This is a genomic window from Corallococcus macrosporus (assembly GCF_017302985.1).
Classification (GTDB): Bacteria; Myxococcota; Myxococcia; order Myxococcales; family Myxococcaceae; genus Corallococcus; species Corallococcus macrosporus_A.
The window spans coordinates 47,547-58,746 of sequence record NZ_JAFIMU010000009.1 but is presented as its reverse complement, the minus strand read 5'-3'; the positions used below and the strand labels follow the sequence as shown (position 1 = coordinate 58,746).

Genomic DNA, 11,200 nt, shown 5'->3' with positions numbered 1-11,200 from the left:
GCCCCGCGTCCGGCTTCCTGTCCCAAAACCTGCTTCCTGACGTCCCCGGCGGCCCCCTGTGGCCGTCGCCCTCAAGGGCCGTCACGCGTGGAGCCCCATGAGCGAGAATTCCGACAACCCCGAGACCCGCAACCCGCCGCCCCCGCCCGCGGCCGCCCGTCCCCCTCCGCCCCCCGAGGCGGATGACGACGGCGGCGATGACGGCGGAGACGACGAGGGCCCTGACGAGGGTGAAGCCTCCGCGGGAGGCGCCGCGCAGAACGGCGCGCCCGGAGGCCCCGCGGGCCAGGGTGGACGCCGCCGCCGCCGCCGCCGCCGCCGTCGTGGCGCGCAGGTGCACTTCACCCCGGAGGGCCAGGCCTACCGCATGCAGCCCGGCCCGGACGGGCAACAGGTGCAGGTGTTCCTGACGCCCCAGGAGCTGGAGCAGTACAAGCAGCGCCAGGCGCAGCAGCAACAGCAGCAGCCCCAGGGCGGCGGCCAGCCGCAGGGCCAGGAGGCCCGTCCCCAGCAGGACGGCGGTCAGCCGCAGCAGCAGCGCCACGAGCACCCGCGCCACCAGCAGCAGCAGCGCGGCGGCGGGCACCAGCAGGGCGGACAGCAGCAGCAGAACCTGGCGCCCGTGGAGGGCGTGCTGGACACGGAGGCCAAGGGCCCCAACGCGTTCCTGCGTCAGGTGAAGCGCAACCTGCTGGCGTCGCCGGACGACCCGGAGCTGCCCAAGAACCTGGTGCAGAAGCTGCGCCTGCGGCAGGGCCAGTACCTCACCGCGTTCGCGCAGATGCGCGGCCACAAGGGCGTCATCCAGAAGGTGGACACGGTGGACGGCCGCCCGCTGGACGGCGCGCCCCGGCTGCCCCACTTCGCGGACCTCACCTCCGTGGACCCCACCGAGCGGCTGAAGCTGGAGAACGGCCACAAGGAGATGGTCACGCGCGTGCTGGACCTCATCGCGCCCATCGGCAAGGGTCAGCGCGCGCTCATCGTCGCCCCGCCCAAGACGGGCAAGACGATCATGCTCCAGCGCATCGCGCAGGCCATCATCCAGAACCACCCGGAGTGCCACGTCATGGTGGTGCTCATCGACGAGCGCCCGGAAGAAGTGACGGACATGCGCCGGAGCATCAAGGCGGAGGTCATCGCCTCCAGCTCCGACCGGCCCACGGGCGACCACCTCAAGGTCGCGGAGCTCGCGCTGGAGCGCGCCCGCCGGCTGGTGGAGTCCGGCAAGGACGTCGTCATCCTCCTGGACTCCATCACCCGCCTGGCGCGCGCCTACAACAAGGAGGTCGACAGCTCCGGCCGCACCATGACGGGCGGCGTGGACAGCCGCGCCCTGGAGCGCCCCAAGCGCATCTTCGGCGCCGCGCGCGCGACGGAGGAGGCGGGCTCGCTCACCATCATCGGCACGGCGCTCATCGACACCGGCAGCCGCATGGACGAGGTGATTTTCGAGGAGTTCAAGGGCACGGGTAACTCCGAGGTCACCCTGGACCGCCTCCTCGCGGAGAAGCGCGTCTTCCCGGCCATCAACATCGCCCAGTCCGGCACGCGCAAGGAGGAGAAGCTCTTCACCCTGCGCGAGTACGAGAAGGTGAAGAAGCTGCGGCAGATGCTCTTCTCCGTGAAGCCGGTGGAGGCCATGGAGGCGCTCGTCAAACGGCTGGGCCGCTACACCTACAACGACGAGTTCTTCGACGAGTTGTAGGCCCGGATTCCCGCCCGCGCGGGGGTGGTGTGGCGAGCCCTGGATTGCGTAAGGTGAGCGCATGATTCAGGGCTCGGGCCGCTGCCACTACCACCCGGACCGCGCGGGCCTGGGCGTCTGCGTGGAGTGCCGGCGCGTCATCTGCCGCGAGTGCACCACGCAGTTCGAGGGCATCAACCGCTGCGCCAGCTGCCTCGACACGCGCCGCAAGGCGCTGGAGGGGCCGCCGCCCCGGCGCGAGTGGAGCGTGACGCACGTGGTGCTGGCGCTCGTGGGCGTCGTGCTCGTCTGGGGCGGCGTGCTCCTGGCCGCGCACGCGGTGGGCTAGCGCGATGGCCGTCTCCGCACTGGAACTGCGCCCCCGGGGTCCGGTGGCCTTGATGGACGCGGCGCTGCGGCTGTGCGCGCGCGACGCGGGCGTCTGGGCGCTCACGCTGCCGGGGGGCGCGGCGGTGGTGGCCGCGCTGCTGCACCTGGTGGACGCCGTGGACCATGGGCGCTCCCCCACCCTGCCCGCGCTGTACGTCACGCTCGCGTGGTTCCTGCGCGGCGTGGGTCAGGGCGCGGCGTGCCACTACGTGCAGGAGGTGCTGCTGGGCGCGAAGGCGGAGCCCTCCGTGCGGCAGTCCCTGCGCGCGGCGCTGGCGCGGCTGCCCAGCCTGTTCATCGCCGTGGCGTACCTGGCGTTCTTCAACGTGCTGACGCTGATGTTCTCCCTGGGCATCGCGACGATGCTGCTCTCCGCGCAGGGCGTGGGCTACGCGGCGACGATGCAGGGGCGCGGCAGCCCCCTGAAGCTGTACACCCTGGGTTCGCGGCTGCTGGGCCCGGCGCGCGGGACGGCCACCGCGGTGCGCTGGCTGATGAGCATCCAGGTGCTGGTGTTCTTCAACCTGCACGTGGGCTTCAACTTCCTGCTGTACCTCGGGCGGCAGCTCGTGGGCATCGACCTGACGTTCGCGGAGCGGTTCGCGTCGCTGGACAACCCGCCGTGGCTCGTGTTCCTCGCGGCCACGACGTTCGCCCTCTTCGAGCCCCTGCGCGCGGCGACCGCCACGCTGCTCCTGGTGGACGGGCGCGTGCGGCAGGAGGGCCTGGACCTGCTGGCCGCCGTGCAGCAACTGCCGGAGCGGAGCACGAAGCGCGGGGGTGCGCTGGCATCGAAGGGCGCCGCCGCCGCGCTGCTCCTCGCCACGGGCCTGCTGCTCGCGGTGCCCGCTCCGGCCGAAGCGGCTCCGGAATCAGCCCCCGTGGACCGCAAGGCCGTGCGCGCGCGGCTGGTGAAGGTCGCGACGGAATGTGAGCTGCCTGAGCAGGTGGAGGGCACGGCGCTCCGCGACTTCGATGCGCTGGACGCGCGCGAGACGGCCAAGCTGGAGCGCTTCGTGCGCCGCCTGGAGCAGGAGGCCTTCGACAACGAGGACTGCGAGGGCGCGGCGGTGACGCTGGAGGAAGGGCTCGCGCAGGTGACGGCCACCGCCGAGGCCCAGGCGCGCGCGGACGCCCGTGCGGCGACGGACCGGGCGCGGGCCATCCTCGCGCGGCCGGAGTTCCAGGACCGCCCGGAGAAGGCCCTGTCCGAGCCCAAGGAGGAGGAGGTCCCTCCGGAGGCGAGCTGGTGGCGCCGCCTCATGGACAAGCTGGGCGCGTGGCTGAAGGACTTCTTCAAGCGCAACAACCCGCAGCCCCGGTCACGGGAGACGGCCCTGCCCCTGAGCGGCGGCGCGGCGGCCGACGTCCTCGTCGTCATCCTGGTGGCGCTGACGCTGGCGGTGCTGGGCGTGGTGCTCGTCAGCGTCCTGCGGCGCAAGCGCGGGGAAGCGGGCCCGGCGCTGGATGTGCGCACCGTGGACGCGGCGGCGCTCGCGGACAACCCGGACCACGCGCTGTCTCGTCCCCCCGAAGGCTGGGCGCACCTGGCCGATGCGCTGGCCGCGAAGGGCGAGTACCGCGAGGCGGTGCGCAACCTCTACCTCGCGCTGCTGTCGCGCCTGCACCGCGACGGCGCCATCCACTACGACGAGACCCTCTCCAACTGGGACTACCTGCGCGCGTTCCGGGGCCGCCCCGAGGTGAAGACCCCGTTCCGCGAGCTGACGCGCCGCTTCGACTTCGCGTGGTACGGCAACGTGCCCGTGAGTGCTGACGGCTACACCGAGTTCCGCGCCCTCACCGCCCCGCTGCTCGCCGCGCCGCCCGCGCAGGAGGCCGCCGGTGCGTGACCGTTTCCCGCTGCTCGTGCTGGGGAGCCTGCTGCTCGCGGGCGTGCTGGGGACGTTCCTGGTGCGCGGCGCCCAGCGCGGCGGCTTCGCGGATCCGCTGTCCACCTTCCGCGCGGAGCCGGACGGCGCGCGCGCCCTGTACCTGCTCGCGCAGGAGAGCGGCCTGCCGGTGACGCGCAACATGGCGGACCTGCGCCTGCTCTCCGGCAAGGACGCGCTGGTGCTGCTCGCCGTGGAGGTCCAGGACTCGCACGAGGAGGATCCGGATCAGACGCGGCTCGCCTCGGATCCGGACGCGGGCGTCGACGACGAGGAGGCCCCGCACCAGGGCTTCAACGCGCTCAGGGCGCAGCAACTGGACGACGACGAGGTGGAGCGCGTGCTGGCCCACGTCCGGGCCGGAGCGTCGCTCGTGTACGTGCCCTGGGGCTCGCGTGAGAACGCGCTCCTGGACGCGCTGGGCGTGAAGCTGGACAAGGCGGACGTGACGCTGCCCATGCGCACGCTGGTGCCCCCGCTGCCCACGCCGTACACGCTGGGCGTCGAGCGCGTGGAGGCGAAGGTCCAGGCCTACCTCCGGCTTCCGGAGGGCGCGGTCACCGTGCTGGAGGACGAGCGGCTGGGCTTCCCCGTCGCGGCGGTGATTTCCGAGGGCGCGGGGCGGGTGCTGGTGGTGGGTGCTCCCGAGCTTGCGATGAACCCGGCGCTCGCACGCGCGGACAACGCGCAGTTCTGGCTGAGCGCGCTGGGCGCCATGGGCCCCGGCCCCTTCGCCTTCGACGAGTTCCACCACGGCTTCACCAACGAGCGCTCGCTCGTGGACTTCGCGCGCCGCTACGGCCTGCACTTCGCCGTCGCGCAGCTCCTGCTGGGCGTCGTGCTGTGGGCGGGCGCGCTGAAGCGCTTCGGCCGTCCCCAGCCCCCCGCCGAGTCCATGCGCGTGGGCGCCACGGACGCCCTCTTCGCCATGAGCCGCCTGTACCGCGAGGGCCAGCACCACGCCTTCGCCGCGAGCCTCATCTCGCGCGGCCTCACGCAGCAACTGGCGCCGCTCGCGGGCCTGCCCTCGCACTCCACCGCCGACGCCGTCGCGGAAGGGCTCCGCTCGCGAGGCCGTCAGGACCTGGCCAACGGGCTGCTCGAAGTGAACCACCAGGCCACCGCCGTCCTGAAGGACGCGGACCTCCAGGCCCTCGCCACTTCCGCCGCGCACCTGCGCGAGCGCATCCACCCCGCCGGCACCGGCCGGCCTCGACCCGGAACCCCATGAACGCCCCGCCCTTCTCCCCTCCTCCCCTCCCGGACAGTGGCAACGCCGTGCGGTCCGCGAACGCCATCCGCGAGGGCGTCCTCGCGGAGGTGCGCAAGGCCGTGGTCGGGCAGGACGAGCCGCTGGAGCTGATGCTCTGCGGGCTCGTGGCCGGCGGGCACATCCTCCTGGAGGGCGTGCCCGGAGTGGCCAAGACGCTGATGGCCAAGGCGCTGTCGCGCAGCGTGGGCGCGGACTTCAAGCGCATCCAGTTCACGCCGGACCTGATGCCCGCGGACATCCTGGGCACCAGCGTCTTCGACCTGAAGTCGCAGGCCTTCGTGCTCGCGCGAGGCCCCATCTTCACGGACCTGCTGCTGGCGGATGAAATCAACCGCGCCCCGGCGAAGACGCAGTCCGCGCTGCTGGAGGCGATGCAGGAGCGCGCCGTGTCGCTGGAGGGCAAGAACCTCCAGCTGTCGCCCATGTTCACGGTGTTCGCCACGCAGAACCCGGTGGAGTCGGAAGGCACGTACCCGCTCCCCGAGGCGCAGCTCGACCGCTTCCTCCTGAAGATCGACGTGGGCTACCCCGCGCCGGAGGAGGAGGACGCCATCCTCGAGTCCGTCCACCGGGGCTTCGACTCGGGCGACCTGGCCCGCGCGGGCGTGAACGCGGCGGTGACGAAGGAGGGCCTGCTCCAGGCGCGCGCGGCGCTCAGCACCGTCAACGTGGAGCAGCCGGTACTCAGTTACATCCGCAAGCTGGTGGCGGCGACGCGCGGGTCGCCCAACATCCGTCTGGGCGCGGGACCGCGCGCGGGCGTGCACCTGCTGCTCGCGTCGAAGGCGCTGGCGGCGCTGCGAGGCCGCGACTTCGTGACCCCGGACGACGTGCGCTTCCTCGTGGGCCCGGTGCTGCGCCACCGGCTGCTGCTGTCGCCGGACGCGGAGCTGGACGGGGCCACGCCCGCGGACGTGCTGCGCGAGGTGGTCCAGGGCGTCGAGGTCCCCCGGTGATTCCCTCCGAGCGCCTGTGGGGGCTGCTCGCCCTGCTCGCGCTGCCCATGGCGCTGGCGGGCTTCTTCCCGGGCCTGGGCGGCGCGGTGCTGGCGCTGGACGCGCTGGCCGTGGCCCTGGCCGCGTTCGACTTCCTCCAGGCCCGCCGCGTGCGCCTGGAGGTGACGCGCACGCTGCCGGAGCGCCTCAACGTCGGCGTCGCGAACCGCGTCGAGCTGCGGCTGGTGCACCGGGGCGGCGGCACGGTGGAGGTGCGCGTGAAGGACGACGCGCCCCCATCCTTCGCCACGGAGCCCTCGGAGGCCTCGCTGCGCCTCACGCCGGACAGCCAGACGCAGTGGGTGTACCGGGCCACGCCGGCGAAGCGCGGCAAGTTCAGCTTCGGCGCGGTGCACGTGCGCGTGCGCGGCCCGCTGGGGCTCATGTCACACGAGCGCACCTTCCCGGCCGAGCGCTCGGTGTCGGTGTACCCGGACCTGCGAGGCGCGCGGAGGCTGCTCCTGTCGGGCGCGGCGCTGGACCTGGTGAACCTGGGCCTGCGGCAGTTGCGGCGCGACGGCCAGGGCAGCGAGTTCGCGCGCCTGCGCGACTACGCCCAGGGCGACAGCGTGCGCGACGTGGACTGGAAGGCCACCGCGCGCCGGGGCCGGCCGGTGACGCGCGTGCTGGAGTCGGAGCGCTCACAGGCGCTGCTCATCTGCGTGGACGCGGGCCGCTCCATGGCGGCGCAGGTGGACGGCCTCACCAAGCTGGACCACGCGGTGAACGCGGCGCTGTTCCTCGCCTTCGTGGCCATCCGCAACGGGGACCGCGTGGGCCTGGCCCTCTTCGCGGACGGCGTGAAGGCCTACCTGCCGCCCGCCGCGGGCAGGGGCCAGTACCGCAAGCTGGTGGACACGCTCTACTCCGCGACGCCCAGCCTCACGTACGTGGACTACCTGGCGCTCTTCAAGGAACTGAACGTCCGCCTCAACCGGCGCAGCCTGCTGTGCGTCTTCACGGACTTCCTCGACGAGGAGCAGGCCGGCACGCTGGTGGCCCCACTGCACCGGCTGGCGCGCCGCCACGTGCCGCTGTGCCTGTCCGTGAAGGACACGGCGCTCCAGAAGCTGCTGCGCACGCCGCCGTCGGGACCGGAGGAAGCCTTCCAGCACGCGGTGGCGTCGGAGCTGCTCACGGACCGCGAGGTGCTCAAGGCCCGCGTGAGCCGGGGCGGCGTGCAGATGCTGGACGTGGCGCCGGACGAGCTGAGCCTCGCGGCGGTGAACCGGTACCTCGACATCAAGGCACGCGGCGTCCTCTAGGAGGCAGCATGGCCCGGGCGGTATTCCAGACGGCGGACCTCACGGCGGAAGCCGTGGACGACAGCGAGACGCACGTCCTGCAGCCGCTGCTGGAGCGCTGCGAGGACTATTACCAGCTCGCCGAAGGCCGCCCCGCCCTGCCTGAGCAGGCCCGGAACCTCCACACCGAACGGCCTCCGGGGCTCGCCCCCGGCCAGGGCCACGTGTTCGCGCTCCGCGACGCACAAGGCGCCCTCGTGGGAGTGCTGGATGCGCTGCGCGACTACCCGGCCCGGGGCGAGTGGTACATCGGCCTCCTGCTCTTCGCGCCGGAGGCCCGAGGCCAGGGCCGGGGCGAGGCCGTGGTGCGGACCTACGAAGCCCACCTGCGCGAGAACGGCGGCCGGCTGCTGCGCATCGCGGTGCTGGAGCACAACCCGGCCGGGCGCCGCTTCTGGGAGCGCATGGGCTTCCAGCCGGAGCAATGGGTGGGCCCCATCGAGCTGGGGCTCCGGCGGCACCGGGTCCTGAAGATGAGCCGGGCCCTTGTTTAGGCCTCGGGCCCCTCGCGCAGCCAGCCCACGAAGCGCGTGTCGGGCACGGCGCCGCGCACGCGGTGCAGGCCGCGCTTGAACAGGGCGTAGACGCGGAAGAAGCGCTCCAGGCCCGCACGCTCGGCGGGCGTCATCGGGTGCGTCCCGCACACCACCTTCGGGTCGCCCTTCCCCGCGTCGATGAAGCCCAGCACGGCCACCACCGGCACGCGCACGCGCTGCCCCTGTGCCAGGCGCGGCCCCAGCACCACCGCGTCCAGCGGGTCGCCGTCGTCCGACAGCAGCCCGGGGATGGAGCCGTAGTTGTACGGGCACGGCAGCGGCGACACGAAGTCCACGGAGCCATCCGCGCGCCGCTTCACCATGGAGAAGCGCGGGCACTCAATCAGCACCTCCGGCTCGCGCGGCAGCGGAGGCACGGCCAGGTCCGGCCCGCTCATGCCGCCAGCTCCGCCGCCGTCGCACGCGCCCGGTCCCTGCGGCCGCGCAGCCAGTCCGACAGCAGGTACGCGTAGACGCCCGCCCCCACCGTCAGCGCGAAGGTGACCTTGAAGGCCACCGACAGCTTCGGCGGGTGGATCTGCGACACGGTGCCCTCGATGAAGCCCGCGAGCACGAAGAGCACCAGCGTGCCGAACAGCAGCTTCACCGCCGTCACCGCCTCCTTGCGCAGCGCCTGTCCGCGCGACAGTCCCCCGGGCGCCACCATGCCCCGCGCGATGACGAGCCCCGCCGCGCCCGCGATGCAGATGGCCGTAATCTCCGGGATGCCGTGCGGGAGGATCCACGCCCAGAACCACCCGGCCATCCCCTTCGCCGCGTACACCTGCGCGAGCGCCCCCAGGAACAGGCCGTTGACGAACAGCATCACCGCCGTGCCCAGCCCCAGCGTGATGCCCAGCGCGAACGCCAGGAAGGCCACCTGGATGTTGTGCGTGAAGAGGAACGTCGTGAACTGCGCCTGCTCCTCCACGGACATGCCCTTGCCCGCGGCCTCGTCGGCGGCGCGCTTCACGGGGTCCATGCTCAGGTGCTGCTCGGGCACCAGGTAGTGCGCCGCATCCGGATCCACCACCATGCCCACGTAGCCGAAGCCCGCGCCCGCCAGGAACAGCAGCACCGACGCCACGTACATGCGCCACTCGTGGTGCAGGAGCGCCGGGAAGCCGCGCGCGACGAAGGCCCACACATCCGCGAAGCGGGGCCGGCGGCCCGGGTACGTCAGCGCGTACGCGCGGCCCACCAGGTCGTTGAGGTACGCGCTCACATCCGCGGAGCCGCTGCGCGCGCGCACCCACAACAGGTCGCTGGAGACGGCGCGGTACAGCTTCCCCAGCGAGCGGGCCTCGTCCAGGCTCAGCTTGCGCAGCCCCTCGCCCTCGGACTTGTCCAGCAGCGACTCCAACTGCTGCCAGCGAGGACGCCGCGTCTCGATGAACTCCGCCATCTCCATGGGGCCACTCTAGCCGAGCGCGGGAAACGACGAGGCGCCGGCCGCCCTCCCCGTCTCGAGGGAGGACTTCCGGCGCCCCGGGTGCTTCAGGAACGCGACGCGCTACTTGATGAGCTTCTCGAGCGGCTTGGCCTCGGTGGAGGCCTGGGCCTCGGTCCACTCGACGACGGGCGTCTGCCACGCCATGCCCGTCTCCGCCGGATCGTTGTCCAGCTTCTCGAAGTCGAAGCCGTCACCGCCGAAGTACAGGTACTCCACGGTGGCCACCGTGTACTCCTTCTTCGGATCCAGCGGCTTGCCCTGCGCGTCCTTGAACTTGCCCTTGCCGGCCTGGGTGAAGCCGGCCACGAGCGCGTCCGGATTCGCCAGCTGCTTCGCCAGGTCCTCGCCCTTGAGCTTCACGGTGAGCAGCGAGTTCTCGAACGGCATCGCCGAGTACACGCTGCCCAGCGTCACGTCACCCTTGGTCAGGCCGTTGCGGATGCCGCCCTTGTTGAGGATGGCCGCGTCGGTGTTGAGCTGCGAGCGCACCGCGCCCGCCACCCACTTCGCCATCAGCGGCGAGTCCTGCGGGATGCCCGCCTTGGTGAAGCCGATCTTCCGGCCCAGCGCCTGGTCCACCTTCGCCTGCCACTCCGCGATGCGCTTGGCCGTCTCCGCGTCCGGCGTGCCACCGGACACCTGGACGACCTTCGTGTCCACGCCGGTCACCTTCTGGCCCGCGGGCTTCGCCGGGTCGAACTTGAACTGCGCGCGCAGGTACGACTCGAAGCCGCGGCCCAGCGACGCGTAGGTGGTGTCACCTTCCGTCTTCACGCCCGGAGCGTCCGTGCCGCAGCGGCCGCCGGCCACCAGCGACACCTTCCAGTCCGCGTGCTTCGCCAGCACCGGCTGCAGGTCCGTGGGGCACTGGTCCGCGACGATGACGACGACGTCCGCGCCCGCCTTGCGCGCCTCGGGCACCGCGGTGTTCAGCGCGTCCTCGTTGGGGGTGACTTCCAGGCCCTCCGCGCGGCCGGACATCGCCGTGCGCACCGTCTTCTGGGACGTGAGGCCCACCACCGCAATCTTCAGGCCCCGGCGTTCGTAGACCTGGAACGCGGGCATGGACAGGTCCTTGGCGAGCGACGCATCCGTCACCTTCAGGTTCGCCGCCAGGAACGGGAAGCCCCCGGCCGCGCGGTTCTTCAGGAAGGAATCCTTGGCGTACGACAGCTCGTGGTTGCCCAGCGCGGAGGCCGCATAGCCCATGTGCCCCATCACCTCGGCCGTCGGAGCCCCCAGGAAGAAGGAGGAGATGGCCGGGCCCGTCCACAGGTCGCCCGTCGCCAGGGCCAGCGTGCCGGCATCCGGACAGGTCGCCTGGCCGTCCTTCAGCGGACCGGCACAGTGCTTTTCATCGGTCACCCAGCGGCCCATCAGCTCCGCGGCCCCGCCCTTGCCCTCGACGGGCAGGAGCTGGCCACGGGCGCTGCCGGTGACGAGCAACGTCACCTCCGGGGGAACCGTGGGCTTCGCGGGGGCCGCCGCCTCCGCAGGGGGCGTGGCCGGGGCCGGCGGGGGAGTCTTCTCACAACCCGCGAGGGCTCCCAAGGCGAGGACCAGCGCGCCGGACGACAGCGTGAGCTGGCGGGAAGGACGACGGAAGGGACGCAGCGAGAGAGGGTTCGGGTTCACGGCCGGGCCTTTAGCACATCCCCGACGTGGTAGCG

General features: G+C 72.5%; 10 protein-coding genes. 7 read left to right on the top strand and 3 right to left on the bottom strand.

All coding sequences use genetic code 11. The annotated features are described in order from the left end of the window. Positions 1-97: 97 nt before the first annotated feature. The 7 genes from rho to JYK02_RS28230 all read left to right on the top strand — a co-directional run bounded on the left by rho (position 98) and on the right by JYK02_RS28230 (position 8,035). Positions 98-1,708 (top strand): transcription termination factor Rho, encoded by a 1,611-nt coding sequence (rho, locus tag JYK02_RS28260; RefSeq protein WP_207055696.1) that lies wholly within the window; start codon positions 98-100, stop codon positions 1,706-1,708. 61 nt (positions 1,709-1,769) lie between these two features. Further along, a complete protein-coding gene (locus JYK02_RS28255) occupies positions 1,770-2,036 on the top strand; it encodes a hypothetical protein (protein WP_120593041.1) in 267 nt (88 codons plus the stop codon). Between the two features lie 4 nt (positions 2,037-2,040). Continuing rightward, positions 2,041-3,930 (top strand): DUF4129 domain-containing protein, encoded by a 1,890-nt coding sequence (locus JYK02_RS28250; protein WP_207055694.1) that lies wholly within the window; start codon positions 2,041-2,043, stop codon positions 3,928-3,930. Next, on the top strand, positions 3,923-5,200 hold the full coding sequence (locus tag JYK02_RS28245) for a DUF4350 domain-containing protein (RefSeq protein WP_207055692.1): 1,278 nt from the start codon (positions 3,923-3,925) through the stop codon (positions 5,198-5,200). Before JYK02_RS28250 ends, JYK02_RS28245 begins: the two co-directional genes overlap by 8 nt. Then, positions 5,197-6,198, top strand: a complete 1,002-nt coding sequence (locus JYK02_RS28240; protein ID WP_207055690.1) for an AAA family ATPase — start codon at positions 5,197-5,199, stop codon at positions 6,196-6,198. The genes JYK02_RS28245 and JYK02_RS28240 overlap by 4 nt, the downstream gene beginning before the upstream one ends. Beyond that, positions 6,195-7,502 carry a DUF58 domain-containing protein gene (locus JYK02_RS28235; RefSeq protein WP_207055689.1) on the top strand — a complete coding sequence of 436 codons (1,308 nt, stop codon included), beginning with the start codon at positions 6,195-6,197 and terminating at the stop codon, positions 7,500-7,502. Before JYK02_RS28240 ends, JYK02_RS28235 begins: the two co-directional genes overlap by 4 nt. Positions 7,503-7,510: 8 nt before the next feature. Further along, a complete protein-coding gene (locus JYK02_RS28230; protein ID WP_207055688.1) occupies positions 7,511-8,035 on the top strand; it encodes a GNAT family N-acetyltransferase in 525 nt (174 codons plus the stop codon). Here JYK02_RS28230 and JYK02_RS28225 read toward each other — a convergent pair. The 3 genes from JYK02_RS28225 to JYK02_RS28215 form a co-directional block, all read right to left on the bottom strand. After that, positions 8,032-8,475 (bottom strand): inorganic diphosphatase, encoded by a 444-nt coding sequence (locus JYK02_RS28225; RefSeq protein ID WP_207055687.1) that lies wholly within the window; start codon positions 8,473-8,475, stop codon positions 8,032-8,034. The two genes, JYK02_RS28230 and JYK02_RS28225, sit on opposite strands and share 4 nt — an antisense overlap. Beyond that, positions 8,472-9,488 (bottom strand): stage II sporulation protein M, encoded by a 1,017-nt coding sequence (locus JYK02_RS28220; protein ID WP_207055686.1) that lies wholly within the window; start codon positions 9,486-9,488, stop codon positions 8,472-8,474. Before JYK02_RS28220 ends, JYK02_RS28225 begins: the two co-directional genes overlap by 4 nt. Before the next feature lie 102 nt (positions 9,489-9,590). Further along, the gene (locus JYK02_RS28215; RefSeq protein ID WP_207055685.1) at positions 9,591-11,165 is read right to left on the bottom strand and encodes a 5'-nucleotidase C-terminal domain-containing protein; all 1,575 of its coding nucleotides are present in this window, start codon (positions 11,163-11,165) and stop codon (positions 9,591-9,593) included. Between the last annotated feature and the right edge of the window lie 35 nt (positions 11,166-11,200).

Excerpts from the sequence above, each read along its gene's own strand:
- rho (WP_207055696.1), top strand. The coding sequence starts at position 98 with ATGAGCGAGAATTCCGACAACCCCGAGACCCGCAACCCGCCGCCCCCG.
- JYK02_RS28255 (WP_120593041.1), top strand. The coding sequence starts at position 1,770 with ATGATTCAGGGCTCGGGCCGCTGCCACTACCACCCGGACCGCGCGGGC.
- JYK02_RS28250 (WP_207055694.1), top strand. The coding sequence starts at position 2,041 with ATGGCCGTCTCCGCACTGGAACTGCGCCCCCGGGGTCCGGTGGCCTTG.
- JYK02_RS28240 (WP_207055690.1), top strand. The coding sequence starts at position 5,197 with ATGAACGCCCCGCCCTTCTCCCCTCCTCCCCTCCCGGACAGTGGCAAC.
- JYK02_RS28230 (WP_207055688.1), top strand. The coding sequence starts at position 7,511 with ATGGCCCGGGCGGTATTCCAGACGGCGGACCTCACGGCGGAAGCCGTG.
- JYK02_RS28225 (WP_207055687.1), bottom strand. The coding sequence starts at position 8,475 with ATGAGCGGGCCGGACCTGGCCGTGCCTCCGCTGCCGCGCGAGCCGGAG.
- JYK02_RS28220 (WP_207055686.1), bottom strand. The coding sequence starts at position 9,488 with ATGGAGATGGCGGAGTTCATCGAGACGCGGCGTCCTCGCTGGCAGCAG.